The organism is Nocardia acididurans, assembly GCF_016741815.1.
Taxonomy (GTDB): Bacteria; Actinomycetota; Actinomycetes; order Mycobacteriales; family Mycobacteriaceae; genus Nocardia; species Nocardia acididurans.
This window is the reverse complement of the sequence record NZ_JAERRJ010000013.1, coordinates 116,294-140,188: the sequence shown is the minus strand read 5'-3', so window position 1 is coordinate 140,188 and position 23,895 is coordinate 116,294. Positions and strand designations below refer to the sequence as shown.

Sequence of the window (23,895 nt, the reverse complement as noted above, 5' to 3'; positions counted from 1 at the left end):
CATGACCGGCGAGATCATCGCGACACAGCCGCAGGCCCCGCCCGAACCCGGTGGCAAGCGTCCCGCCCTGCCGTCGCTGACCGGGGCGCGGTGGTGGGCGGCGTTCGCGGTGTTCATCCTGCACGCGCTGGTGTTCCTGCCGGTGTACCCGTTCCAGAAGTCGGAGCTGTTCCGGCAACTGCACCAGGTGATTCCGATGCAGCTGGGCGCGGCCGGGGTGACGTTCTTCTTCGTGCTGTCCGGATTCATCATCTACTGGTCGTTCACGCCGGGCAGTTCGGTGCGGATGTTCTACTGGCGGCGCGTGCTGAAGATCTATCCGACGCATCTGGCGGCGGCCGCGGTGTTCCTCGTCGCCGCCTCGGTGCCACTGCACCGGCTGGTGGTGTGGGTGCCGAATCTGCTGCTGGTGCACACCTGGGTGCCGAAGTGGACGACCGTCGGCGGGCTCAATGTGCCGGCGTGGTCGCTGGGCGCGGAGATCCTGTTCTACTGCAGCTTTCCGCTGCTGCTGCCCCTGGTGCTGCGGATCGGCAGCGCGCGGCTGTGGTGGTGGCTGGGCGGACTGCTGGCGTTCATCCTCGTACTGCACACGGTCTACTACCTCGGGGTGCCCGGACCCAAGGGCATCGAGAACGCCTTCGCGCCGCGCCTGGTGCCCGGCGACACCTCGCCGTACTACGAGCTGCATGCCTCGCAGGCGTGGTTCCGGCAGGCGGATATCCCGGTGCCGCACTCGTATTGGCTCAGCTACTACTTCCCGCTGTCGCGGCTGCCGGAGTTCTATCTCGGGGTGCTGGCCGGGCGGCTGGTGCACGAGGGACGCTGGCGGGTGACCGGCATCCGGCTGCCGCTGGCCGCGCTGGCCATCGCGTATCTCGCGACCTGGGTGGTGCCGGTGAACTACAAGATGTCGGCGCTGCTGGTCGGACCCATGGTCGCTGTGGTGGCGACCCTGGCCGCGCGGGATCTCGCCGGTAGCGGCGGGCTCAACTCGACGCGCACCATGGTGTGGTTCGGAAAGATCTCCTACGCCTTCTATTTGATCCAGTTCCCGGTCATGGTCCTGATCACCCGATGGTTCATCGGCGGACGGCAGTTCGGCCCGCTCGGCTGGCTCGGATTCGCCACACTGAGCCTGGTGGCCGCGACGGCCGCGGCGGCACTGCTCTACCACTGGCTCGACGAGCCCCTCATGCGCAGGTTCGCCGGACGGCGAGCGGGCGTGAAATCGCAAGCGACACTTCCCTGATCGCGTCAGAACGAATCGCACGACAACGAATTCGGAGAAATCATGGCTCTCAGCGCATCGCTCGGTCAACCGCACGAAATCGACCTGCCCGGCGGCCGGATTCGCTACTACGAGACCGGCTCCGGCGCACCGGTCGTATTCGTGCACGGGCTGCTGGTCAATGCCAATCTGTGGCGAAAGATGGTGCCGGACATCGCCGCCGCCGGCTACCGCTGCCTCACCCCGGATTGGCCGCTGGGCGCGCATTCGATTCCCGTGCCCGAGGCCGATCTCACACCCACGGGTCTGGCCGACATGATCGCGGCCTTCCTGACCCGGCTCGACCTCGAGGATGTCACGCTGGTCGCCAACGACACCGGCGGCGCGATCACGCAGGTGCTGCTCAGCCGCAGCACCGACCGGATCGGCCGGGTCGTACTGGCCTCGGTGGACTGCTACGAGCGGTTCCTGCCGCCGCCGTTCAACCTGCTGCCGCCGTTGGCGCGGATTCCCGGTTCCATCCGGCCGCTCACCGAGCTGCTGCGCATCCGGGCGCTGCATCCGCTGCCGGTGGCGCTGGGCTGGGTGGCCAAGCACCAGGTGCCCTACGAGATCGTCGACACCTACCTGCTGCCCAGCCGGAATTCGGCCGCCATCCGCGCGGATCTGCGCCGATTCCTCAAGACCGCCAACCGGAAGTACACCCTCGACGCGGCCACCCGGTACGCGAAGATCGATATCCCGATCCTGCTGGCCTGGGCGCGCGAGGACAAGCTGTTCCCGGTGCCGCTGGCCGAGCGGCTCGCCGCGGATCTGCCCAACGCGACCCTGAAGCTGATCGACGACTCCTACACGGCCAGTCCCGAGGATCAGCCGGAGTTGCTGACCAGGATGATTCTGGAGTTCACTCGAATGCATGACCAGTAGCCACGAAAAGCGTTCGCTCAGTACGAGACTCGCCCTGGAGTGCGCGGCCCGCCAACTGTTCGCCGAACACGGTTTCACCGCCGTGTCGGCCGATCAGATCGTCGCCGTCGCCGGGGTCACGCGTGGCGCTCTGCAATACCAGTACGGCGACAAACGCGGTCTGTTCATCGTGGTGCTCGAACAACTGGAAAGAGAGAACAGCGAGGAGATCAGCGCGGCGACCGCCGCCGCGAACACCGATGATCCGATCGTCCTGATCGAGATCGCCCTGAAGACATTCCTCGACATCTGCCTGCGCCCGGAGATGGTGCGCATAGCGCTCTCGGACGGCCCCGCGGTGCTCGGCAGGCAGACCTGGCGGGAGTTCGAGATCCGGCACGGCCTCGGCCTGGTCATTCCCCCGCTGGAGGCGGCGCGGGCGGCCGGACGCCTCGCCGATGTCGACATTCCCGTCCTGGCCCAACTCCTGCTCAGCGCCATCACTGAGGCGGGCATGGTCGTCGCGAGCGCCCCCGACCCCGTCACGGCCGGCGAGCACGCGCTGCGCGCGCTGATGGCGATCGTGTCCGGCGTCGTGCGCGGTGACCGGGTGAGCACGCCCGCCGACACCCTCGGCGCGGCACAGCCGATCCGGTAACCGCTGCGGCGGCCGCCGGAACACGCTGCCCCTCCATTTATTTCGACCGCTGTTCCGGCAGAACGCGTTCCGCGGCGGGAAGGATCCACTGTGTTTTTCGACGGCGCGGGTGGCCGCATGAACTATCGAATCTGGCGTGTCGACGACGATGTCACGGCGGTGCTGGTCTTCCTGCACGGCATCGGGCAGTGCAGCGCCGACTACCACCGATACGGCCGGGCGATGAATCGGCACGGCATCGAGGTCTGGGGGCTCGACCATCCCGGGCACGGGCTCAGCGAGGGCGAACCCGATACGCTGCCGCCGATTCCGCATCTGGTCGCCAATGCCGAGATCCTGCTGAGTATGGCCCGCGCCGCCCGACCGACCGCGCCGTTGGTCCTGGCGGGCCATTCGCTCGGCGCGGGCGTCGCACTGCTCGCCATGCACGCGAATGGTCCAGGCGCACAGGAGGTGTGCGCGCTCGCCCTCACCGGCACCCCGTCGCGCGAGGTGATCATGGAGCTGCCCGGCCCGCCGGTGCCCGCCCTGCTGGTCCACGGCGCCGATGACCGGATCGCCGCCATAGAGCCGGTGCGCCGGTGGGCATCCCACTCCCCCGCCATCGAATTCCGGGAGTTCGGCGACGCGGGACACGACCTGCTACACGAGCCGGTACGGCACGAAGTACATTCCCTGATAATCGAATTCGTCCGGCGAACCCGGCCGGGCCGCACCTTCGGAACAGTTCCGCCGGTGCGGCTGCGAGCCCTCGGGCATCACCCGCCGGCGCTCGAACGGCCGATATCGGCGCCGATCCCGTGAGTTTCCAACCGCGCGGCCAGCGCGCTCCAGGATTCGGCGTTGGCGCGCGCCAGCTTCGCGAGCGTCGCCCGGCAGTGGTCGGGTGCGTCGGTCGTCATCTTCGTCCACTGGTCGAGATCGATGGCCGAATGCGCCAGACTCCGCAGCAGCACGCGCCCGCGCTCGTTGAACTTCAGCGCGGGATCGCTGCGGAGACTGCGCAGCAGCGTCTGCTGGATGGGCACGGCGAGCGCCTCATCCGCCGGAGGCGTCGGCACCGGATTCCGAGACGCACTGGGCGACGGTCGATTTCGCACCGCCTGCGGTACCGGATGCTCGGACCGCTTCAGGCGTTCGCGGACATCGCGCACGGTTCCCGGCGACACCCCGGCGTGCTTGGACACCTCCCGCAGCGAGGCGCGCGGATTCTCCCGCAGGATCCGGGCCGCGGCGAGCCGGCCCGCCGAAGTATCGGTCGGCCGCAGCCGGCCGTCCTTGCCCCACCGCATGTGCGACTGAGCGTTTTCCCCACTTGCACGCCGCCGCTGCGCGCTGACCGTCTTGTGCGACAGCCCGGAGGTGGCGGCGATCGAGCGATCGGACCATTCGGGATGGGTCAGCAGCAGCCGCTCGGCGGCCGTCTTGCGCTCGGCCAGCGACAGCGGAATACCGTGCCGGACATTGGCATACACGGCCAGGGCGAAGGCGTCGGCGGCACTGCCGTCGAAGAAGTGCACGGGAATGGTGGTCCGGCCCACCGCGATCGCCGCCCGCAGGCGCAGGTTGCCGTCGATCACCGTCCGGGTCGGCCGGTGAACGATGATGGGCGGCAACGGATTATCGGTTCCGGCCAGCATGAGGACGTATTCCGCGCAGTGCTCGCCATCCGTGCGCGGCGACGCGCCCGGCACAATCGATCGCACCGGCACCGACTCGACAGCGCCGGATGCTATGTCGCTCAGCCATTCTCGTGGCGGAAAAGTATTCACGGCCGAACCTCGGCGATCATGCAGGCTGCCACGGTTCCCTCTCGAAGACACCCCCCTTCGACTATGCCAGAGCATAGCAATGATGCTGTGACATACGAACCCCGCGCGAAGCGGTAGCATGAGCAGCGCATCGCAGCAGGACCCGTCGGTGAGGAGCGATATGGGCGACGCCGCCTTCTCCGACCGGCTCGAATATCTCTTCCGAACCATGCCGAACCCCAAGGGCCGTCGATACACCGCGGAGGAGATCGCCCGGCGCTCCACCGAATGCGGCTATCCGATATCGGCTGTCTATGTGTCGCAGCTGCGTTCGGGCCTCAAGCGGAATCCGTCGCTCAAACACGCGACCGGGCTGGCCGCGGCCTTCGGTGTCGACATCCGATTCTTCACCCACGACGAGGTCTGGCGGCGCGGTCAGGAGGAGATCGAATACCTGCGGCTGCGCAACGCGCCCGGACTCGAAGCCGTGGCATTCCGTGCCATGGATCTGTCTCAGCAGTCCCTGGCCTCGCTGATCGACTACCTGAAATTCCTGCGCGTCCAGGAGGGACTTCCCGCCGACCTGCCCGATCTCCCGGAACCGTAGTCAGCAGGCGGCGCTGTACGCCCGAAGCCCCCCTGCGCCCATCCGGAGGCGGAAGTTCCGCGCTGCCGCCAGCTCGTAGGCGACGAAGGTGACGCGGTCCTCGAGGGCTCCGGCCAGCGCGGCGTCGTCGAGCCGGTACTCCACGGCCAGCGCGGGTTCCGCATGCTGCAGCAGCCGCAGCGCGTCGCTGATCTCGACCAGCATGTCGACGACCCGGAACTCGGCGCGGCGGCCGCGCTTCACCTCCAGGCGCACCTGCGGGTACCGTGTGGTGAGCCAATCATGCAGGGGCGCAAGCTCTTCGAGGTAGCGACGCGCCAGACGCGCACCTCGCACGGTCCCCAGCAGCACCGGGCCGATCGTCCCGCCCACCAGCAGGACGTACACCGCGCCCTGCAGCGAGTAGGTGACCTGCTGCGCCCACACCGGCGGCAGATCGGGCCAGCACACCACCACGACCACCACCCAGATCTCGTAGACGGTGAACATGACGGCCGAACCCAGCAGCAGGCCGAAAAGACCTCGGCGTGAACGGCGTTCCCGCGCCGTCGCCCGCGCGGCCGCGGCCGCCACCACCGCGACCACGGGAATCGCCACCACCGCCTGAACAATCCAGTACAGCTGAATCCGCGGCGAGTCCTCGAATCCCCGGGAGAACCCGAGACCGTGCGGCTGCTGCTCCGATGTCGCGAACAGGTAGATCAGCACGGCCAGCACCGACCCGTAGCACACCCACACCGCCGGCCGCCAGCGCTGTCCGGGCATACCCGGCACCAGACTGCGCCAGTACAGCGTCGTCACCATGATCGCCGAGAGTGCGCACAGATGGCCCGCCAGATAGGCGGCATTGGGCGCGAGGGGCGCGAGCACCGCATCCGACACCGGAGTCGGCAGCAGGAAGCTCGCCGCGAGCAAAGCCAGAATGGCGACCGGCGTCCACCGTCCGCGCGCACCCTGCACCAGGCGCTGCCGGACGAGCGCGAGCGCGCCCGCGAGAATCAGCAGCGCCGCGACCGAACTGACCGCCACCATCGGATCAGCCGATCCGGGTGCGCGGAAAGCCGAGCGCCGCACGCAGTTCCGCGGCCTCACTGGTCTCGATATCACTCCAGAGCAGCGCGCGCAGCGTCCGCCGCGCGAACGCCTCGGCCTCGCGCTCACTGTCGGAGTAGTACGCGGACCGGTAGCGGACCCGGGAGAAATGCGCGACCACCGAGGGATCCAGCACCGAGCACATCGCCTCATCGGCGGCGAGCTGATCGTCGACGCTGCTGTGCCCGAGCAGAATATGACCGGCCTCGTGCAGCACGGTATTGATGCGCGCGATCTCCGGCAGCCCGGCATGGTATTCGATGATGTCGCCCGCCCCGGCCCGCAGCCAGCGCCCCGCCACGCCCGGCGGCAGCATGGCACTGGCCTCGATACGCACCGGAATCCCGCTGGCAGCGGACAGAATTCGGCCGACCTCGGGCAGGTCGAACGGGTGCAGCCGGGTCAGCTCCCGTTGCACCGCCCGCACCGTCCGGCGCGAAACACGAACCGACGGTCGCGGCGCATCCCCCGCACCGGCATCGCGAGCTCGCCGACGACAGCGAATGGCGACCTCCCTCGATATCCTTTCCGGGACGGTAGCATTCACCGCTCCGCCCGGTAGCCGACTCCGCCCGGAAAGCCCGGCCGCACCCCGCCGCGAGGCCCGCGTTTAATCGTTTTACCGCCCCACCACCCCGCTGCTACCGTGAACACAACACCCCAGCAGGACAGGAAAGGCGGCACCGTGATCAAGCTCAACCAGCTCCTGGGCACCCTCGACCGTGCCCGCTTCCGACTCGTCCGCGTACGCCTGCGGAGCACCCCCTGAGAGATCCGGTTCGTCCGTCGATCTCCGGAAAAGGGGCCGCTCCAAGGCATTACGCCAGGAGCGGCCCCTTTTCCGTCTCCCCCGCACTCCCTCGTAGCCCAATCGGCAGAGGCACCGGCGTCAGGTACCGGACGGTGTGAGTTCGAATCTCACCGAGGGAACCCACTTTTCACAGCCCCGCGCACCTCAGCGCAGAGCAGATGTCAACGGCGACATCCGCGCGGGGCCGAGTGCCCGTAGCTCAGCCGGACAGAGCGCCTGCCTACGAAGCAGGAGGCCGGAGGTTCGAATCCTCCCGGGCACACCACCATTCGACCTCCTGAACCACCGCAACCCGATGAGTGATCGCCCACTCAGGTAGCGGTTCGCAACGTTCGAGCCAGTCGAGCGGTAGGCCATCGGAGGTTGCGCGAGCACCGAGGATCCCGCCGATGATCGCACAGGTGGTATCGATATCACCGCCGGCCGCAACAGCTGTCCAGCATGCGTCGGCGAAATCATGCCCGTGGTGAGCGACAACCCAAAGGCCGAACGGCACAGTATCGACCGCGGAGGTGTCATGCCCGACGCCCAATTCCCCAGCGGCAGTTCCAGAATCGTCGATCCCCGCCGCCTGCCTGAGCTTGTCTCGAACAGCCCCCTCGGACATCCGATCGGCTACCCTCTCGAGGAACTCCGCCCCACACAGCTGCGGTTCCGTCGCAGACAACGCGGCGGCAATCGCCACCGCAACCGCCCCGGCCACCCCCTCTGGGTGCGCATGGGTGACCTCCGCCGAAGCCGCGGCCTCACTGATTCACTCAGCACTGCGAAAATCGAACACGCCATCTGCGTATCGTCGGTCCACAACCAAGGCCCGGGGCAGCACCCTCCGCTCCCGAAGCGCGCCATAGTTGATCGGATCATCGAAACACGACCCGAACGCGTCCCCCACCGCCAGACCCCGCAGCGACCTCAGCGCCAACGACCGCCCGCCAAACCTCATCCGACCAGTCTGGCAGCAACCACAATCCGCACCGCAGAATCAATCCTCCCGCAACATGATCAGCACCACGGCGCTCGCGGCCGTCGTCAGATCGGCTCGGCCCGTTGACCTTCGACCCGCCCGCGCTGGCCAGTTGGGTCAGCGCGCCGCGCGGCAGAACCGGATGCTCTACTGCGGTGGTTGCCAGCCTTGCCAGCGAGGCAACCACCAGCAGTCTCCACGATCCAGCGCGGCCGCCAAACGCTCAGCCTCGCCCCACACCTCCGCGGCTTCCTCTGAGGTAAGGCGTCCGCCGGCGACCTGCCCGGCGACATCGTCGCGGTCTTTCCACCGCCAGCGACCGTCTTCGATGACGATGTCGAGACCGTGATCAACCGTGTCGAAACAAGCTTCGCCGCGCTTGTAGGGCTCTTCGAAGTTGATGTACCAACGATCGAAGCTCTCGTCGACGAAGAACGCCCACACCGAGTACCTGATGCCTGGCCGATGCAGCTGCAACACGCTGCTGCCGACCCACCTCTCATGATCCGACCATGGATGTGGGCCGAACGGATGCGGTGGAAACTCAAGAGGGGTACCGCTTTTCAACCACACCGCGAGGACGTCGTCATCGGCGACCACCTCGACCGGCATCGACATCCACACCTGACCGTGCAGCACCTCGCGCTTTCGGACAGTGGATCCGATGACAAACCTCTCCATACCGGACACAGTAGGTCCCCGTAAGGCGGTCATCGCCGCGGTGCGTTCGGCAACCGGACAATTCTGGCGGGCCGGATGAGGTGTCCAGCCGGAAGACGAGGCGCATTGCGATCCCGGGCCGCCACGAGAAGAAGAGGCTCATCGAAGAGCTGTTCGGTGTCACTGTTGATCATGCGGACCCACACGACGCCCGCCACATCTCCCGGCCACTAGACCACGGCAATCGATCTGACTCCGCAATTGCGGTGTCCGGAATTGTCCCAGTAGGGTGTCGACGTCAGTACGGCGGTTTCAGGGGGCTGCGGGGCGATCCCGCAGCGCGCGTACGGAATTGCGGTGAGCATTGCTGTTCTGGGATGCCGGGCGTCCGTGTCGGCACCGCCGCCGCTGGCACTGCGGGACAGATGAAGGTTGGGGAATGCCATGAGTTTTCGACCCCACGGTGGTCCGATAGGACCCGATGGGGCCACCTCCGGGCCGCAGTATGCGACCAGGCACACGCCGGTCGTGGTGACCGAGACACCAGCCGCAACCGGTCGTGTCGGTCGCACGGAGATCCTGCTGGGCGTCGCCGTGGCGGCGACGCTTGTCGCATCGGTGTTGATGTGGTTCGGCGACCGCGCTGACTGCAATGGTGTGATCTGTTTCCCTGCGCGTTTCACCGGGGCGCCGTTGCATGGTCTCCGTCCGCTGGCGCCACTGGTTCCGTTGGTGTTCAGTGCGGTCGCGGGGTCCATCGGTGTGGTGAGGTTGCGCGGTGCATGGGGACGTCGTCCGGAGCGCGCTGTGGTCGGATTCCTTTCTGCGGGGATCCTTTTCGGCACGCTGGCGACGATGCTCGCCACGGTCGTGACCGGTAACCACTTCGAACCTGGGGGCTTCTACGGGTCTGGTTTCTGGGTGCTCCTGGTGGGTGCGGGGGCAGCGCTGGCGGCGGTATTCACCTGCGCGGCCGGCGCGGGGCCCGCGCCGGTGCCCGGCCCGCACGGCGCCCCGGTCCTTCTCTACCTCGCAGACTCAACGCGTGCGGGACACGCCCGTGTCGCGGGAGTGTTGTCGCTGGTGGCCGGCTTCCTTGTCCTGGCAAGCCAATTCCTGCCCTTCCAAATCTTGACCGCGTTGGACGAACGACTGCCCTTGTACCTGGTCGATTTGGCCGACGACGGGCGGTTCCTGCCACAGGCGAGCGGGCTGGTCGTGGCACTCGGCGGGGTGGGCTCGGTACTGACCGGTGTTGCGCTGATCGCGGGTATGGGTGCCAGGCGGCGTTGGATCGGCTGGAGTGCGGTGTTCGTCACCGGTGGGTGTGCCGCGGCAGCGTGGAGCATCATCGGCCTCGGCGTCGAATTCCTCTGGGAATACAGCGTTATCGCCGATCTCGGCCCGGGGTGCTGGACTCTTTTGGCGTCGGCGATCCTGTCGATACCTGCCTTGTTGGCCGCCGTCCTGGCGTGCCGCGAGTCCACACCGGATGAGGCAGCGACACACCACTACGGACGCCAACCTGGTGCGACTGCTCGGTCGCGGTCGGATGTCGCCACGGCGGCCGGGAGCTTCGGTCTGATCATTGGCGCGATCATTCTCGGCATCGGAACCGTCGGCCTGGTCGCGTCCGTCCTGTGGACGGTCGACTCGGCACCCGGCGAGAATCGAACCTTCGGTGGCATTCTCGCGGGCGCATTCTGCTTGCTCGCCTTTTTCTACGGGGTGGCGATGGTGCGGACTGCGCTTCGCCTTCTGCGCGGCGAACCCGGTGCTGCCGATAGCCTGGCTGGGCGCTACATCCTCATTCTGATCGTCTTCGGCGGCGCCCTGATCCGCGCAATCCTCGACTCCGAAAGCAGTACCCCGACCCTGATCGGCGGATTCGGCACCGTCGTCGCCCTCGCTACTGCCGGAATCCTGCTGTGCCGCACAGCCCGGCCCACCTCGAACCAACCATGACGAAGCCGGGTTCTCCCCATCCGACGAGCGCACTGTACAGACGTCGCGAATCGTGCTCTCGGCAGTACCTCCCTGCGTTACCCGGATACGCTAGCCGATGGTTAGGACATGATCGTTATCTCAGCTCAGGAGGTTGATCATGGGATCAGGCCCGCTCAGAGAAGCCGTCGTCAGCGAGCTGCGTACACGGGCCCAGCGAGGAGACACTCCGGCTGAGATAGCGACCTGGTTGATCCAGGAGCTCGGGAGCCCGACGTCTTTCCAGATCATCATTTACTGGCGCGAGGCGTTCGATACACCCATACCGGTTCTCAAGAACGCCTATAACTGGGTGGGACTCGGGGACGGCGGCACGCTGTCCGATGACGCGCTGAACCAAATGCTGAGCCCACTTGTTGTCCGCCCCCACGACACGGAATGGGTTCAATACCCGGATGGTTCCTGGCGCTCCCGATAGCGCCAGCCTCGAACCGGTCGCGTCAAGCGCACCAACACACTCGCGCTCATCGGCAGATCAGTGCATTCGTTCCGGCCGAGATTGCCTCGGCACGTTGATCTTCGGACCTGCCGCATGGCCGTTTCGAACCGCGCGGGAGTTTCGGATTAACGGTGGATCCGACCTCGGTGTGGGTTAGTTCCCGGTCGGGTGGATCCGGCCTTCGAAGGTGATGGCGAACGCGTTGAGGGCCGGTTTCCACCGCATCGCCCATCGTGCCCGCCCTTGCCCGGTCGGGTCCAGGGAACGGGTCACCAGATACAGGCATTTCAGGGCCGACTGCTCGGATGGGAAGTGCCCGCGGGCGCGGATCGCGCGCCGGTAGCGGGTGTTCAACGACTCGATCGCGTTGGTGGAGCAGATGATTCGCCGGATCTCCACGTCGTAGTCCAGGAACGGCACGAACTCGGGCCAGGCGTTGTTCCAGAGCTTCACGATCGCCGGATAGCGGCCGCCCCACTTCGCGGTGAACTCGCCGAACCGTTCACGAGCCGCGGCTTCGGTCGCCGCGGTGTAGACGGGTTTGAGGTCGCGGCTCATCTCGGCCCAGTGCTGGCGGCCCGCGTAGCGGAAACTGTTGCGCAGCAAGTGGATCACGCAGGTTTGCACGATCGTTTGCGCCCAGACCGTGTTGATCGCCTCCGGCAAGCCTTTGAGTCCGTCGCAGATGGCGATACAGACATCGGCGACGCCGCGGTTCTTGAGTTCGGTCAGCACCTGCAGCCAGAATTTGGCGCCTTCACCGCCGTCGCCGGCCCAGAGCCCGAGGATGTCGCGTTCGCCGGCGGTGGTGACGCCGATGACCACATAGATCGGGCGGTTGGCCACCTGACCATCCCGGATCTTGACGTGGATGGCATCGATGAACAGGACCGGATAGACGCGATCGAGGGGCCGGTTGCACCAATCCACCATCTCCGCGACCACCTTCTCGGTGATCGTCGAGATCGTGTCCTTCGACACCGAAGTGCCATAGATCTCGGCGAAGTGCGCCGAAATCTCCCCAGTGGTCAAGCCTTTCGCGGTCAACGACAACACGATCTCGTCGACTCCCGACAGGCGTCGCTGCCGCTTCTTGACGATCTTGGGTTCGAACGAGGAACTCGTATCGCGCGGGACATCGATCTCTACCGGACCGATCTCGGTGACCACGGTCTTGGAGCGAGTTCCGTTGCGGGAGTTGCCCGTTCCGCGACCGGCCGGGTCGTGTTTCTCATAGCCGACGTGCTCGGTCATCTCCGCTTCCAGAGCGGTTTCGAGCACGGTCTTGGTCAGCTGGCCCAGCAGCCCACCGGGCCCGACCAGATCGATGCCTTGTTCCTTGGCCTGAGCGAGCAGTTGCTGAGCCAATTTCTTGGTGTCCACCGCGTCGTTGGTCACGACGGTCAGTGTCTCCGACATTCGTCGGTCCTTCCTGCCGAACCATCAGGTTCGGCCGATCGGACCGAGATCAAGATCCGCCGTTATCCCGACACTCCTTTGTTACGGTGCCCGGTTGAATGAGCAGTACCTACGCAAGCGAGTGTTGGCCAATCCGATGCGAGCATCGGACGGCTCTGGTGGAGGTAACGAGCTGTTCTGGGATCGTGTCGGCGGCGATCCGAAGCGGCAGTACCGGCCGGTGGAAGGCGGTGCGTCCTTGGAACTTTCGATCGGAGACTTCCCGGTGGAGGCCGCCTACACACTACTGGTGGACGGTATCCCTGCTGGTGAGTTCGACTCCTGGCCTGAGACGTGGACTCGACGTGATGTCGATCCGGGCGATGAAGTGGCGTGGACCATGCGCGCCGATGTCGACGGCGCAGTTCGCACTGCAATCTTGGCGGCTGCGTTCGATTGGACCTGGCGACGAACGGATCCTGTCCGCCTTTGTGAGAAGGCAGGATGGAGCGTTTCCGAGATGGGTGAAAGGGGAGCCGCGCTGGTAACCGATCTCGAGATTGCCGCACCGGAGGCAGAGGCGTACTTCGATGCGGTGACACTGGCTGATCTAGGAGTGTACGACCAGGAGCTCGTGGAGATCGTGGTGTTCATCGCGCAGAGCGAGGGGGTCAGTGAAACTGAGCGTGCCGCGACAGATGAGTGTCTTTCAAAATCGAATCAGCGCTGTTCGCCAGACTTGGGGAGGGGACTCGTCGACATTCCAACGGCGAATCAGATGACTAAGTTAGTTAGAGACTGGTGTCGGGATCGGATCCCGGCCAGTTCAGTGTGTTCGGCCAGCTAAGTTGGCCACGGCGGTTTGATCTTCTGCCGCGTCGCACTGGCCGGTTCGGTCCGCTCGGGAAGCGGCAGGAGAGTGCGTTCGGTGTCTCGGCCTTCACGTGCTGCGGTGTGGACCATCGGTGGTGGCCTGGATCCACGACGCCGGCGAATGTCCGGACTCGATCGTCACAGGCGAATTCGATTTCCGCCCAGGTACATCCGACTTCGTAATCGGTCCAAGTGGCTTGTCGGACCCGCCAGCCCGCCGCGGCGAAGAGTCGCGCGAGGGATTCCGGCCGCGGGGCTGTCTGCACACTGCCGTACACGTTGTTGGGCGAGGCCGCCGTGGCGTCGTTCAGGGATGGGCCTTCGGTGCCACCTGAATTGATATCCACGCCGGACAGTATGCAATGAACAGCCCGGACAATCGGGGATCGGTGTCGAGATAGCCGAGGGCCGAGGCCAGCGCATGGAGATCGTGGTCGTGAGCTGCGGGAATCGTTGCGGGCTGCGGCGATCGGCTGCCGACGGATGGCCCCGACCGGACTCGTGGTGGCAGTCGGGGCGCGCTGGTCAGTTGATGCCCTCGATGATGCGGAAGTCGCGCTCGACGTCGTTGGGGAGGGACAGCAGGGCCTTTTGGTACGCCTCGCTTTCGTAGGCTGCGACGGCCTGTTCGAAGCTGTCGAACTCGATCAGGATGACGCGTTGCGGGATTCCGGCCTCGTGGGCGACGACTCGACTGTCGATGTGTGAGAGAAGGCGCCCGCCTGCGGCCTGGACGGCCGGACCGGCCAGGGTGTTGTAGGTGGTCAGACTCTCGGGGTCGGGAAGGTCGGGGTAGGCGCTGACCCAGTAACCCTTAGGCATGGAAGCCTCCTGCTGTCGGTTGGATTGCCATATCCGCAGGTTAGGGCTTGATGGGTGGTCGGGGGAAAGAGCGGTTCGGGATAGACTCAGAACGGATCGTTATCAATTGGTGGGGAGGGCGTGTGGCGCCGGATACGGTGAGCCTGCGGTACTTTCTGGTGCTGGCGCAGGAGTTGAACTTCACTCGCGCGGCCGCGCGGATCGGGATCGCGCAGCCCGCGCTCAGTGCCCGGATGCGCCGATTGGAGGCGGAACTCGGTGCGGCTCTGCTGGTTCGCAGCACGCGTAGCGTCGTATTGACCGCGGCCGGTGCGGCTTTGGCGGAGTCCGCGCCGCCCGCGCTGGCGGCGCTGGACCGGGCGTGGGACAGTGCCCGGAGCGCGGCGGCCGGTGAAGTGGGCACGGTGCGTATCGGATACAGCCTCAGCGCCGGGGCCGAGACGGCACCGGCACTGGTGGACAGGCTGATTCGCGGCAGCTCGGGGCTCGAGGTCAGTGCGGTCCCGATGGCGACACCGGAGATCTCCCCCGCGGTGGCCGACGGGCGACTCGATGCGGGGATCACCCGCGGTGCACAGCCGGGCCGGGGCGTGCGCCGGTTCCTGCTGCGGCGTGCGCGCGTCGGAGTCCAACTGGCACAGCATCATCCGCTGGCCGAACACTCGGAGATCGAGATCGCCGACGCGGCCGCGTATCCGCTGCGGCTGCCGGATCGTGCGGCCAATCCCGTCATCTACGATCAGTTGTCCGGACTGTTCCGAGACGCCGTTCCGAGCCCCCGATTCCGCACGCCCACAGTCTCTTTCGACCTGTCTCAGTACGACTTGCGCGACGGGCTCACCCTCGCCCCGGCCAGTGAAGCCGCGGTCGCGTCACTGTCGGCCGGTCTCACCTGGCGACCGCTGCGCGGTGCGCCAGGCATGACGCTGCACCTGGTCCTCCCCCGCGAGCAGTCGCCACTGCACCGCCGCATCCGTGCCGTCGCCAAAACCCTTGCGGATGAACTGCACTGGCTGCCGGACTGACACGCGAGAGCTCGAGCGAGACGGGCCTAGGTGGATGCGGGGCGAGGTCAGTGGCGGTACATAGCCTCGATGGCGTCGGCGAAGCGGGTGGACACCACGTGGCGTTTGACTTTCAGGGTGGCGGTCAGCTCGCCGGATTCTTCGGTGAGGTCGCGGTCGAGGATCGCGAACTTCTTGATGGACTCGGCGTGGGAGACGGTGGTGTTGGCGTCGTCGATGGCCTGTTGGACGGCGGCGCGGAGGGTGGGGTCGGTGTGTAGGTCGGCGATGGATGTGGTAGCGGGGTGGGCGTTTTCAGCCCTCCAGGAGTCGAAGGCTTCCGGGTCGATGGTGATGAGGGCGGTGATGTAGGGGCGGGCGTCGCCCACCACGATGGCCTGGGAGATCAACGGGTGGGAGCGGATCAGGTCTTCGAGGGGGCCCGGGGAGACGTTTTTGCCGCCCGCGGTGACGAGGAGATCCTTCTTGCGGCCGGTGATGGAGAGGAAGCCGTCGGAGTCGAGTTCGCCGATATCGCCGGTGCGGAGCCAGCCGTCGGACAGGGCGGTGGCGGTGGCATCGTCGTTGTGCCAGTAGCCGGTGAAGACGACCCCGCCGGAAAGTTCGATCTCACCGTCCTCGGCTATGCGGACCGCGTTGCCGCCCAAGGGTTTTCCTACGGTGCCGATCTTGATCGCGCCGGGGACGTTGACGCAGTGGGCGGCGGTGGACTCGGTGAGGCCGTAGCCCTCGTAGATGGGAACGCCGACGCCACGGAAGAAGTGGCCGAGGCGCGGGGCCAGAGCGCCGCCGCCGGAGATGGCGAATTCGCAGTGGCCGCCGAGCGCGGCGCGGAGCGGCGCGTAGACGAGGCGGTCGCAGAGAGCGTACTGGGCGCGCAGGAGCAGGCTGGGGCGGCGCGCGAATCCGCCTGTGTGGCCGAGGTTTTCGCTCCAGCGGATGGCGGTCTGCTCGGCGAAGCGGAAGATCGCGCCCTTGAGGTTGCCGCCCTCGCGGGCCTTCTTGTCGGCGCCGTCGCGAACCTTCTCGAACACTCGGGGGACGCCGAGGATGGTGTGCGGCGCGAAGCGGGCGAATTGGCCGGTGATGGTTTTGAAGTCCGACCAGTGGGCCTGGGTCATACCGCCTTCGAGAGCGGCCAGGGACACCGCGCGGGCCAGGACGTGGGCGAGCGGCAGGAAGGTGAGCATGCGCTGTCCGGGGCGGGCCACGTCGCCGATGGTGGCGTTCAGGATGCCGCGGACCTCGGAGAGGAAGTTGCGGTGGGTGAGCATGCAGCCCTTGGGGCGGCCGGTGGTGCCGGAGGTGTAGACCAGGGAGGCGAGGTCGTCGGCGCGCAGGGCGTCGAGACGGTCGCGCAGGTCCGCATCGGGGGTGCTAGCACCGTCGGCGATCAGCAGGGCCTCGGCGCCGTCGTCGATGACCAGCAGCCGGCGCAGCGTGTCCGGCACGCCGACGAGCATGTCCTTCTGCCGGACCTTCTCCACGATGGCCAGCGCGGCGCCGGAGTCCTCGAGGATCCAGCGCACCTGGTCGGCGGAGGACGAATCGTAGACGGGGACGGTGACCGCGCCCGCCGCCCAGATCGCGAAATCGAGCAGCGTCCATTCGAAGCGGGTCGCCGACATCAGCACAACGCGGTCGCCGCGCTGAATCCCGTTGGCGATCAAGCCTTTCGCGACCTCGGAGACCAGGCGGGCGAACTCCGCCGCGGTGACGTCGACCCAGTCGTCGCCGACGGGGCGGGAGAACAGCACGCGCCGCGGCGCCTGCTCGGCCTGGCCGAACACCGATCCGACGATGGTGTCCTCGTCGGCGATGGTGAATGTGGGCGCGGCGGTGTATTCACGCATGCTCGTCTCCAGTCGTCTGATCAGGGTTGCGGAATCGTCGTAGCGTGCAAGCGAATTCGTTGATCTCCCGGGCGGTCCAGCCGGCCATGCGCTCGCCGAGCGCGGCGAGATCCCGGTCGGCCGCCGCCGCGAGCGCCCGGCGGCCCGCATCGGTCAATGTCAGCGGATACCCGGCGCGCAGACTCCCCGCACCGGATGCCACCCACCCCGCGTCCACGCATCCGCGCAGCTGCCGCGACACCGTCGACCGATGCACACCGAACGCCTCGGCGATCTCGGTGGCCCGGCAGCCCGGATTCCGGTCGATGAACGACAGCGTCGACTGCTGCGTGAACGAGGGCAGCCCCTCGACGCCGGGCCGCCCGGCAATGATCTCGCGAACGATCTGCGTGAGCTCGTCGTGGACCGCGGCGACCTCGGGAGCCGACCGACCGGATGGGTGTTGCATAGCGCAACTATAACCCTGTACCGACCGAACGGTTCCTTCCGGGCGCGCCGCGTTTCGGCGCGATGGCGTCCACCGACCAGCCGAGCTGCCATTCCCCTCGGACGACATGCCTCGCGCGGCCGGTGAACCACCTGTTTCTTCCGTCGCCTGGATCACGCGCGATATCTGCAGCAGCGGTTCGGGCGGATCGTCCGCAGGCCCGCGCAACGGCGCAATCGTCACGCAGATGTGTTGTCCTTCGTGGCATCCGTTCACCGGGGAGTGATTCGGACAGTGCATGCTGTGTAGCCGTGGTGGCTGATATCGCGCAGCGCGGGCCCGCGCTGACGCTGGAGAATCGTCTTCCCCTGGTGCCTGGGCCCGCACCTGTTCGCGGCAGCTCCTATGCCGTGCTGCTACGGCAGGTGCGGGAGGCGGGGCTGCTGCATCGGCGGGTGCGGTACTACGGGTGGAAGACCGCTGCCACCGGCGGGGTGTATGTGGCTGCGTGGGTGGCGTTTTCGGCTCTCGGGGACTCGTGGTGGTCGCTGGGGTGCGCGGTGGTGCTGGCGGCGGTGTTCTCGCAGTTCGCGTTTCTCGGGCACGATGCGGGGCATCGGCAGATCTTCCGGACCCGGCGGGCCAACTACCTGTACGGCCTGATCGCGGGGAATCTCGCGATCGGGCTGAGCATCGGGTGGTGGACCAGCAATCACAATCGGCATCATGCCCATCCCAATACCGAGGGCGCGGATCCGGATGTGTCGGGGATCCTCGCGCATTCGGGGGCGCGGGCGCTGGCCGGAAAAGGGTGGCGGCGGTTCATATTCCGGTATCAGGCGTGGCTGTTCTTCCCGATGCTGCTGCTCGAGGCGGGCAGCCTGCACTACTCGAGTGTGCGGGCGGTGCTGCGCTGGCCGATCCGGCATCGCGTGCTGGAGGGGATGATGCTGCTGGCACATACCGTCGGCTATCTGTCGCTGGTGTTCCTGGTGTTGCCTCCGGGTAAGGCGCTGGTGTTCATCGCGGTGCAGCAGGGGTTGTTCGGGTTCTACATGGGATGCACCTTCGCGCCCAATCACAAAGGGATGGAAGTTCTCTCGGCGGACGATCAGGTCGACTTCCTGCGGCGTCAGGTGCTCACCTCACGCAATGTGCGCGGAAACTGGTTGAACGACTTGGTGTTCGGCGGATTGAACTATCAGATAGAGCATCATCTGTTTCCGACCATGCCGCGGGCGAACCTGCACCGAGCACAACCGATCGTCGTGGACTTCTGCGCCGGGCTCGGGGTGCCGTACGTGCAGACCGGGGTGCTGGACTCCTATCGGCACGCGCTGCGCCACCTCGACTCCGTCGGCAGGCACGCGGCGAAATAGCGGGCGGCTCAAGGGGTCACGGGGCAGAACGGTTCACAGGCCGTCGGTGCGGTGGGCACCGGCGGCGGTGCGTCGTCGAAATGCGCCGCGCTGACCATGATCATGACGGCGGCGGCCGCGCCGAGGATGGTGAGCAGGGCGATCATGACCACCGCCCAGTTGAGGCGCGGGAAGGTGAAGGTTTCGGTGCCGTCGTCGAGCACCAGGAACACCACCGCGGCACTGACTCCGGGCGATCGGGAGAGCTGATTCAGGACGGTGCCGAGCCACCACCGCCCGGACTTCGGAAACACGGGCCTGATCCCACCACTCACTGACATAACCAAGATCTGACAGGACTACGCTACGCCTCACCTGCGGTGATAGCGAAAACCTATTCGCATCGACTCGGCTACGAATCAGCGCGCACGGCGCGAATTCCGGACAGCGCATTGCCAATTGACTCGCGGTTAATTTACTCTTCGGTCAATTCGAGAGGTGGAGGTCGCGCGGATGGCTACACGGTCGTGGTGGGGATGGGGAACCGTCGAGGACGCGGTGACCGGAGCCGAACGCGCGGCACTGACGAAACGGGTGGCGGCGCTGCTGCCCGACGCCGATCTGAGCGTGCACGAGGCCCCCGATCCCCGCGATCTGGCCGTACCGGAACCGCGCGTCCAACTGCCGGACTCACTGGCCCAGCTGGGATCTCACGATCTCGTCGACCGGCTCGCGCACGGGCACAGGCAGGCGTTCCGGGATGTGGTGCGAAATCTGCTGGGGCGCATCGATCATGTGCCCGATCTGGTGGTGCGGCCGCACGGAGAACAGGACGTGATCGACATCCTGGACTGGTGCGCGCGCACCGGAGTGGCCGCCGTCCCCTTCGGCGGCGGCACCTCCGTGGTCGGCGGCGTCGAACCACGCTGCGGCACCGAGTTCGCCGGCACCATCGCCCTGGACCTCGGGCGGATGAACACGGTGGCCGAGATCGATCGGGTCAGCCGGGCCGCACGGATCCAGGCGGGCATTCTCGGTCCGGCACTGGAGGATTCGCTGCGACCGCACGGGCTGACCCTGCGGCACTTCCCGCAGTCGTTCGAATTCTCCACGCTCGGCGGCTGGCTCGCGACCCGGGCCGGCGGGCACTACGCCACCGTGTACACCCACATCGACGACATGGTCGAATCCCTGCGGGTGGTCACGCCGGTCGGCGTCAGCGCGTCACGGCGGCTGCCCGCCTCGGGTGCGGGACCGTCGCCGGATCGGATGTTCCTCGGCTCGGAGGGCATTCTGGGCGTCATCACCGAGGCGTGGATGCGGGTGCAGGAGCGGCCGCGCTGGCGGGCGGGAGCCTCGGTCGTCTTCGACGACTACGGCAGGGCCGTCGACGCCACCCGCGTGATCGCACAGGCCGGGCTGTTCCCCGCCAACTGCCGGCTGCTGGATCCGGTGGAGGCCTTCCTCAACGCGGGCACCGCGACCCAGGGCGGCGTGCTGGTGCTCGGATTCGAATCCGCCGACCATCCGGTGGACGAATCCTTGCGGCGCGCCCTGGAAATCTGCCGCGACCACGGCGGCACCGCACCCGACGACGTGCGCGGCAGCGAGGCCACCGCGGAACGGGATCGCTCCGATACGGCGGGCACCTGGCGAAACTCGTTCCTGCGCATGCCGTATCAGCGCGATGCGCTGGCCGCGCAGTCGATGATCACCGAAACCTTCGAAACCGCCTGCACCTGGTCCGATTTCGACGCCCTGCGCGCCGCGGTGCAGGCGGCGGCGTCCGCGGCGTTCCAGGCGGCGGGCGTCACCGGACTGCTCACCTGCCGCTTCACCCACGTGTATCCGGACGGTCCCGCACCGTATTTCGGCATCTACGCCGCCGGACAGTGGGGCCGCACCGTGGAACAGTGGGACGAGATCAAAGCCGCCGTCTCGGAGGCCCTGCACACCCGCGGCGGCACCATCACCCACCATCACGCGGTCGGACGCGATCACCGGCCCTGGTACGACCGGCAGCGGCCCGAACCCTTCGCCGTCGCACTGCGGGCGGCGAAGTCGGCGCTCGATCCGGCGGGCATCCTCAATCCCGGCGTCCTCGTCGACCCCGAGAAACGATGAGCCGCGCGGGCAGCAAGGGCGTTCCGCGGGAACAACGCGAACAGCAGATCCTCGATATCGCCACCGACGAGTTCGGCACGCACGGCTACGCCCACGCGTCGATGAACCGGATCGCTTCCGCCGCAGACGTTTCCAAGCCGCTGATCTACACGTACTTCGGTTCCCGCGACGGCCTGCACGCGGCCTGCGTGCACCGGGCCGGGCGGGTGCTCACCGAGGCCGTCGCCGCCGCGCAAACCGCCTCCGGCGTACCGGATCGCGCGATCGCGACGCTGTCGGCCATCTTCCACGCGCTCGACGGACATACGCGCAGATGGACGCTCATCTACGACACCACCCTGCCCCGCGAGAGCGACGCGCACCTGACCGCACGGCGGTATCAGCAGGAACTCAATGCCATGGGATCCCAGGGTGTGGGTCAAATCCTCAGCGCGGCAGCCGATTCCGATCCGGATGATCATTCACTGCTGGTGGCGCTGTGGTTCGGCATCGTCTCCACCACCGTCGCCTGGTGGGGTGAGCATCCGCACCACTCCCCCGACGCCATGACCGAACGCTGCCTACGGGTGATCACCGCGATCCGGCAGTGAGCCGCGCGGGCGTTCGAAACCCAGCCAGTCCTCCAGCTCCGGCAGGTCGGTGCGCGGTACGCCGGTGAAGCGGGGTGGGCGCTTCTCCAGGAAGGAGGAAATGCCTTCGGCCAGATCGGAACTCTTGGCGGCGTGCGGGATGGTGCGGCGGTCCAGCGCGAAGGCGGCCTCCGGAGAGCCGTGCGCGGTCATGGCCACCAGGGCTCGCCGGATGACGGCAGCCGAAGTGGGCGCGATATGCACCGCCAGGTCGCGGGCGAGGGCGTAGGCGGCGGGCAACAGATCCTCGGGCGGGTGCACGCTGGTCACCAGCCCGGCGGCGAGAGCCTCGTCGGCATCGAAGACGCGGCCGGTGAGCATCCACTCCTTGGCCTTGGCCAAACCCACCAGCTGCGGCAGGAACCAGGTCGAACCGCCCTCCGGGAACAACCCGCGGCGCGCGAAGACGAAACCGAATCTGGCCCGCTCACTGACCAGCCGGAAATCCGCGGCGAGGGTCATGGAGATGCCGACACCGACGGCGGGGCCCTGGATCGCGACGATCACCGGCTTGTTCGCGTTCACCATCGGGCGGGCGACGCGGGTGGAGGGCTCGTCCCAATCCGGATCCTCGGTGTCGCCGATCGACGGCTCCGCGAAATCCATTCCGACACAGAAGTAGTCACCCGCCGCCGTGAGGAGCACGACCCGCACCTCGTCGTCCAGGTCGGCGGCGGTGATCGCCGCGCCCAGCTCATCGGCCATGGCCAGGGTGAAACCGTTGCGCGCGTGCGGCCGGTTCAAGGTGATGGTCGCGATGGACTCCGCCACCGCGTAGGTGATCGTCGAATAGGACCCTGTGCCCATCCCTGCCACTCCTCACTGCAAGACGCTCCAAGACAATGGAACCCGTAGTGTCTCAACATCTCACAGGCAGGGTCAATGGTGTCGCGCCGCGCTCATATCACCGCCGGTCCGGAGGAGAAGCCGATCACAGTCCCGTTGCGCCGTCGCGGAAGTCGCCGATAGTGGGTCGACAGTCGGTGACCCGGAAGGATGAGCGGATGGCAGGTCGGCATCGTGCGGTGAGCGAGCGGAGCAGGGCTCGGTGGGCGATTCCCGTGGCAGCGGCGCTGCCCGTGGGGGTGACGACCGGATTCGCGGCGACCGCGACCGTGCAGGCCGCGCCCGCGCCGGCGGTGCTGTCGGCGGGCGTCGTCCAGCGGGCCGACGCGGCCGTCCAGCCGATCGCCGCGACCCTGCCCGGCTTCGTTCCCGCTGCGGCCGTGTCGAATCCGGTGGTGGAGCCGTTCGAGACCGAGGAGCACATCGCGCCGGGGGCCGAGGTGCGCAATCTCGCGCCCGTCGCCTATGCCGCGCCGATCGCCACGCCGATCGAGAACGCCACCGTCATCGGATCGACCGCCGGGCAGATCATCGGCGGCGTCGGCGGCGCGGTCATCGGCGGCTCGCTGGGCAGCGCGCTCGGCACCGCCCTGGCCCTGCCGACCGCCGGGATCGCCCTGCCGATCGCGGTCGTCGGCGGCGCGGTGATCGGCGGCGTGATCGGCACCTACGTCGGCTACTACGGCGGCTCGCTGCTCGGATCGGCCGTGGGTCAGCAGGCCCCGCAGATCATTCCGAACATCCTGCCCTAGCCCGCGTCGCTAGGATCGAAGGGTGGCTGTGGCGCGACTCGGATCCATCACCCTCGACTGCGACGACATCGACACCCTGGCCGCGTTCTGGGCCGGCATGCTCGGCGGCACCCCCGTGCTCACGAACGAGAAGTTCATCATCGTGCAGCTGCCCGAGGGCTATCTCACCGCCCACCGGGTGCCGGGCTACCGCCCGCCCACCTGGCCGGAGGAGAACCCGCCCAAGCAGATCCACCTCGACCTCGCGGTAGACGACCTGGAGACCGCGCAGGCCGCCGCCATCGCGCTGGGGGCGAGTCCGGCTGCGCACCAGGCGAATCCGGAGGTGTGCCGGGTCCTGTTCGACCCGGCCGGACACCCCTTCTGCCTGAGCCTGCCCATCGGCCGCCTGGTCGCGGCGCGGCGCGGCGGCTGACCGGAGTCTGCTGCCGGACATGAGACAGCGTGGCGGCAGCACACATTCGTGACACCGGACGGAACTGTGTAACGCCCCAGATCGGGAGGGCCGGGCAACTGGTTCGAGTCACAGCCGCGGGCAAGAGATTTGGTGGCTTCACCCGGCCCGGAACTACGCGCGAGTTACCTCCCGGAGACTGTACGATGCGACCGCGCCTAGTGAAGGCCCGTACCAGACAGTTGTGGGCTGCGCGCGTGAATTGGACAAG

At 67.2% G+C, this 23,895-nt stretch carries 25 protein-coding genes and 2 tRNA genes; 16 read left to right on the top strand and 11 right to left on the bottom strand.

All coding sequences use genetic code 11. The features are described from left to right. Position 1: 1 nt before the first annotated feature. The 4 genes from JK358_RS30940 to JK358_RS30925 all read left to right on the top strand — a co-directional run bounded on the left by JK358_RS30940 (position 2) and on the right by JK358_RS30925 (position 3,599). Positions 2 to 1,252 (top strand): acyltransferase family protein, encoded by a 1,251-nt coding sequence (locus JK358_RS30940; RefSeq protein WP_201954699.1) that lies wholly within the window; start codon positions 2 to 4, stop codon positions 1,250 to 1,252. 42 nt (positions 1,253 to 1,294) lie between these two features. Continuing rightward, positions 1,295 to 2,158, top strand: a complete 864-nt coding sequence (locus tag JK358_RS30935; protein WP_201954698.1) for an alpha/beta fold hydrolase — start codon at positions 1,295 to 1,297, stop codon at positions 2,156 to 2,158. Then, positions 2,148 to 2,795, top strand: a complete 648-nt coding sequence (locus JK358_RS30930) for a TetR/AcrR family transcriptional regulator (protein WP_201954697.1) — start codon at positions 2,148 to 2,150, stop codon at positions 2,793 to 2,795. Before JK358_RS30935 ends, JK358_RS30930 begins: the two co-directional genes overlap by 11 nt. A gap of 90 nt (positions 2,796 to 2,885) precedes the next feature. Continuing rightward, entirely contained in the window at positions 2,886 to 3,599 is a 714-nt protein-coding gene (locus JK358_RS30925) for an alpha/beta hydrolase (protein ID WP_307817819.1), read from the top strand. On the opposite strand, the gene JK358_RS40495 is transcribed toward JK358_RS30925, so the two are convergent. Then, positions 3,554 to 4,501 (bottom strand): winged helix-turn-helix transcriptional regulator, encoded by a 948-nt coding sequence (locus tag JK358_RS40495; RefSeq protein WP_201954696.1) that lies wholly within the window; start codon positions 4,499 to 4,501, stop codon positions 3,554 to 3,556. The genes JK358_RS30925 and JK358_RS40495 overlap by 46 nt on opposite strands. Before the next feature lie 184 nt (positions 4,502 to 4,685). On the opposite strand from JK358_RS40495, the gene JK358_RS30915 reads away from it, so the two are divergent. Beyond that, positions 4,686 to 5,153 carry a helix-turn-helix domain-containing protein gene (locus tag JK358_RS30915; RefSeq protein ID WP_201954695.1) on the top strand — a complete coding sequence of 156 codons (468 nt, stop codon included), beginning with the start codon at positions 4,686 to 4,688 and terminating at the stop codon, positions 5,151 to 5,153. Here the strand turns inward: JK358_RS30915 and JK358_RS30910 are convergent, their stop codons facing one another. Together JK358_RS30910 and JK358_RS30905 are read right to left on the bottom strand one after the other, a co-directional pair. Further along, complete coding sequence (locus tag JK358_RS30910; RefSeq protein ID WP_201954694.1) at positions 5,154 to 6,185, bottom strand: DUF6545 domain-containing protein; 1,032 nt, start codon at positions 6,183 to 6,185, stop codon at positions 5,154 to 5,156. A 4-nt stretch (positions 6,186 to 6,189) separates the two neighbouring features. Then, the gene (locus tag JK358_RS30905) at positions 6,190 to 6,663 is read right to left on the bottom strand and encodes an ImmA/IrrE family metallo-endopeptidase (protein WP_201954693.1); all 474 of its coding nucleotides are present in this window, start codon (positions 6,661 to 6,663) and stop codon (positions 6,190 to 6,192) included. Between the two features lie 228 nt (positions 6,664 to 6,891). Between JK358_RS30905 and JK358_RS40165 the strand changes: the two genes are divergently transcribed. From JK358_RS40165 to JK358_RS30895, 3 genes are all read left to right on the top strand, one after another. Next, complete coding sequence (locus JK358_RS40165) at positions 6,892 to 7,014, top strand: hypothetical protein (RefSeq protein ID WP_269811944.1); 123 nt, start codon at positions 6,892 to 6,894, stop codon at positions 7,012 to 7,014. Between the two features lie 87 nt (positions 7,015 to 7,101). After that, a tRNA-Leu gene (locus JK358_RS30900) sits at positions 7,102 to 7,175 on the top strand. A 69-nt stretch (positions 7,176 to 7,244) separates the two neighbouring features. Beyond that, positions 7,245 to 7,321: transfer RNA gene (locus JK358_RS30895), tRNA-Arg, on the top strand. Here JK358_RS30895 and JK358_RS40700 read toward each other — a convergent pair. Both JK358_RS40700 and JK358_RS30885 read right to left on the bottom strand, forming a co-directional pair. Further along, complete coding sequence (locus JK358_RS40700) at positions 7,277 to 7,810, bottom strand: ADP-ribosylglycohydrolase family protein (protein ID WP_201954863.1); 534 nt, start codon at positions 7,808 to 7,810, stop codon at positions 7,277 to 7,279. The genes JK358_RS30895 and JK358_RS40700 overlap by 45 nt on opposite strands. Before the next feature lie 357 nt (positions 7,811 to 8,167). Next, positions 8,168 to 8,701 carry a ribonuclease FAU-1 family protein gene (locus tag JK358_RS30885; RefSeq protein ID WP_201954689.1) on the bottom strand — a complete coding sequence of 178 codons (534 nt, stop codon included), beginning with the start codon at positions 8,699 to 8,701 and terminating at the stop codon, positions 8,168 to 8,170. 507 nt (positions 8,702 to 9,208) lie between these two features. Between JK358_RS30885 and JK358_RS30880 the strand changes: the two genes are divergently transcribed. Then, entirely contained in the window at positions 9,209 to 10,645 is a 1,437-nt protein-coding gene (locus JK358_RS30880; protein ID WP_201954687.1) for a hypothetical protein, read from the top strand. A 631-nt stretch (positions 10,646 to 11,276) separates the two neighbouring features. Here JK358_RS30880 and JK358_RS30875 read toward each other — a convergent pair. Beyond that, a complete protein-coding gene (locus JK358_RS30875) occupies positions 11,277 to 12,542 on the bottom strand; it encodes an IS256 family transposase (protein WP_232852176.1) in 1,266 nt (421 codons plus the stop codon). A gap of 94 nt (positions 12,543 to 12,636) precedes the next feature. On the opposite strand from JK358_RS30875, the gene JK358_RS30870 reads away from it, so the two are divergent. Continuing rightward, positions 12,637 to 13,368 (top strand): DUF6301 family protein, encoded by a 732-nt coding sequence (locus tag JK358_RS30870; protein ID WP_201954685.1) that lies wholly within the window; start codon positions 12,637 to 12,639, stop codon positions 13,366 to 13,368. Positions 13,369 to 13,919: 551 nt separating this feature from the next. Here the strand turns inward: JK358_RS30870 and JK358_RS30865 are convergent. After that, on the bottom strand, positions 13,920 to 14,216 hold the full coding sequence (locus tag JK358_RS30865) for a DUF1330 domain-containing protein (protein WP_201954683.1): 297 nt from the start codon (positions 14,214 to 14,216) through the stop codon (positions 13,920 to 13,922). A 122-nt stretch (positions 14,217 to 14,338) separates the two neighbouring features. Here JK358_RS30865 and JK358_RS30860 point away from each other — a divergent pair, with 122 nt between their 5' ends. Continuing rightward, positions 14,339 to 15,241 carry a LysR family transcriptional regulator gene (locus JK358_RS30860; protein ID WP_201954681.1) on the top strand — a complete coding sequence of 301 codons (903 nt, stop codon included), beginning with the start codon at positions 14,339 to 14,341 and terminating at the stop codon, positions 15,239 to 15,241. A gap of 47 nt (positions 15,242 to 15,288) precedes the next feature. Here JK358_RS30860 and JK358_RS30855 read toward each other — a convergent pair whose 3' ends face one another. Together JK358_RS30855 and JK358_RS30850 are read right to left on the bottom strand one after the other, a co-directional pair. Then, on the bottom strand, positions 15,289 to 17,094 hold the full coding sequence (locus JK358_RS30855) for an AMP-dependent synthetase/ligase (RefSeq protein ID WP_201954679.1): 1,806 nt from the start codon (positions 17,092 to 17,094) through the stop codon (positions 15,289 to 15,291). After that, complete coding sequence (locus JK358_RS30850; protein ID WP_201954677.1) at positions 17,087 to 17,542, bottom strand: MarR family winged helix-turn-helix transcriptional regulator; 456 nt, start codon at positions 17,540 to 17,542, stop codon at positions 17,087 to 17,089. Before JK358_RS30850 ends, JK358_RS30855 begins: the two co-directional genes overlap by 8 nt. A gap of 290 nt (positions 17,543 to 17,832) precedes the next feature. Here JK358_RS30850 and JK358_RS30845 point away from each other — a divergent pair, with 290 nt between their 5' ends. Next, complete coding sequence (locus JK358_RS30845) at positions 17,833 to 18,900, top strand: fatty acid desaturase family protein (protein WP_307817818.1); 1,068 nt, start codon at positions 17,833 to 17,835, stop codon at positions 18,898 to 18,900. 8 nt (positions 18,901 to 18,908) lie between these two features. Here the strand turns inward: JK358_RS30845 and JK358_RS30840 are convergent, their stop codons facing one another. Further along, positions 18,909 to 19,193, bottom strand: a complete 285-nt coding sequence (locus JK358_RS30840; RefSeq protein WP_201954673.1) for a hypothetical protein — start codon at positions 19,191 to 19,193, stop codon at positions 18,909 to 18,911. A gap of 199 nt (positions 19,194 to 19,392) precedes the next feature. Between JK358_RS30840 and JK358_RS30835 the strand changes: the two genes are divergently transcribed. Together JK358_RS30835 and JK358_RS30830 are read left to right on the top strand one after the other, a co-directional pair. Beyond that, positions 19,393 to 21,003: an FAD-binding oxidoreductase gene (locus tag JK358_RS30835; RefSeq protein ID WP_201954672.1), complete on the top strand. Its 1,611-nt coding sequence runs from the start codon at positions 19,393 to 19,395 to the stop codon at positions 21,001 to 21,003. Continuing rightward, on the top strand, positions 21,000 to 21,593 hold the full coding sequence (locus tag JK358_RS30830; RefSeq protein WP_201954670.1) for a TetR/AcrR family transcriptional regulator: 594 nt from the start codon (positions 21,000 to 21,002) through the stop codon (positions 21,591 to 21,593). Before JK358_RS30835 ends, JK358_RS30830 begins: the two co-directional genes overlap by 4 nt. On the opposite strand, the gene JK358_RS30825 is transcribed toward JK358_RS30830, so the two are convergent. Continuing rightward, positions 21,564 to 22,439 (bottom strand): enoyl-CoA hydratase-related protein, encoded by an 876-nt coding sequence (locus JK358_RS30825; RefSeq protein ID WP_201954667.1) that lies wholly within the window; start codon positions 22,437 to 22,439, stop codon positions 21,564 to 21,566. The genes JK358_RS30830 and JK358_RS30825 overlap by 30 nt on opposite strands. A 197-nt stretch (positions 22,440 to 22,636) precedes the next feature. Here JK358_RS30825 and JK358_RS30820 point away from each other — a divergent pair, with 197 nt between their 5' ends. Then, positions 22,637 to 23,230 carry a hypothetical protein gene (locus tag JK358_RS30820; protein WP_201954665.1) on the top strand — a complete coding sequence of 198 codons (594 nt, stop codon included), beginning with the start codon at positions 22,637 to 22,639 and terminating at the stop codon, positions 23,228 to 23,230. Positions 23,231 to 23,252: 22 nt separating this feature from the next. Continuing rightward, positions 23,253 to 23,645: a VOC family protein gene (locus JK358_RS30815; RefSeq protein ID WP_201954664.1), complete on the top strand. Its 393-nt coding sequence runs from the start codon at positions 23,253 to 23,255 to the stop codon at positions 23,643 to 23,645. Positions 23,646 to 23,895: the final 250 nt, after the last annotated feature.

What these genes read in the sequence shown, in the direction of transcription:
- JK358_RS30835 (WP_201954672.1), top strand. Translation starts at nt 19,393, where the DNA reads ATGGCTACACGGTCGTGGTGGGGATGGGGAACCGTCGAGGACGCGGTG.
- JK358_RS30830 (WP_201954670.1), top strand. Translation starts at nt 21,000, where the DNA reads ATGAGCCGCGCGGGCAGCAAGGGCGTTCCGCGGGAACAACGCGAACAG.
- JK358_RS30855 (WP_201954679.1), bottom strand. Translation starts at nt 17,094, where the DNA reads ATGCGTGAATACACCGCCGCGCCCACATTCACCATCGCCGACGAGGAC.
- JK358_RS30940 (WP_201954699.1), top strand. Translation starts at nt 2, where the DNA reads ATGACCGGCGAGATCATCGCGACACAGCCGCAGGCCCCGCCCGAACCC.
- JK358_RS30910 (WP_201954694.1), bottom strand. Translation starts at nt 6,185, where the DNA reads ATGGTGGCGGTCAGTTCGGTCGCGGCGCTGCTGATTCTCGCGGGCGCG.
- JK358_RS30885 (WP_201954689.1), bottom strand. Translation starts at nt 8,701, where the DNA reads ATGGAGAGGTTTGTCATCGGATCCACTGTCCGAAAGCGCGAGGTGCTG.
- JK358_RS30820 (WP_201954665.1), top strand. Translation starts at nt 22,637, where the DNA reads ATGGCAGGTCGGCATCGTGCGGTGAGCGAGCGGAGCAGGGCTCGGTGG.
- JK358_RS30930 (WP_201954697.1), top strand. Translation starts at nt 2,148, where the DNA reads ATGACCAGTAGCCACGAAAAGCGTTCGCTCAGTACGAGACTCGCCCTG.
- JK358_RS30875 (WP_232852176.1), bottom strand. Translation starts at nt 12,542, where the DNA reads ATGTCGGAGACACTGACCGTCGTGACCAACGACGCGGTGGACACCAAG.
- JK358_RS30850 (WP_201954677.1), bottom strand. Translation starts at nt 17,542, where the DNA reads ATGCAACACCCATCCGGTCGGTCGGCTCCCGAGGTCGCCGCGGTCCAC.
- JK358_RS30935 (WP_201954698.1), top strand. Translation starts at nt 1,295, where the DNA reads ATGGCTCTCAGCGCATCGCTCGGTCAACCGCACGAAATCGACCTGCCC.
- JK358_RS30825 (WP_201954667.1), bottom strand. Translation starts at nt 22,439, where the DNA reads ATGGGCACAGGGTCCTATTCGACGATCACCTACGCGGTGGCGGAGTCC.
- JK358_RS30865 (WP_201954683.1), bottom strand. Translation starts at nt 14,216, where the DNA reads ATGCCTAAGGGTTACTGGGTCAGCGCCTACCCCGACCTTCCCGACCCC.
- JK358_RS30915 (WP_201954695.1), top strand. Translation starts at nt 4,686, where the DNA reads ATGAGCAGCGCATCGCAGCAGGACCCGTCGGTGAGGAGCGATATGGGC.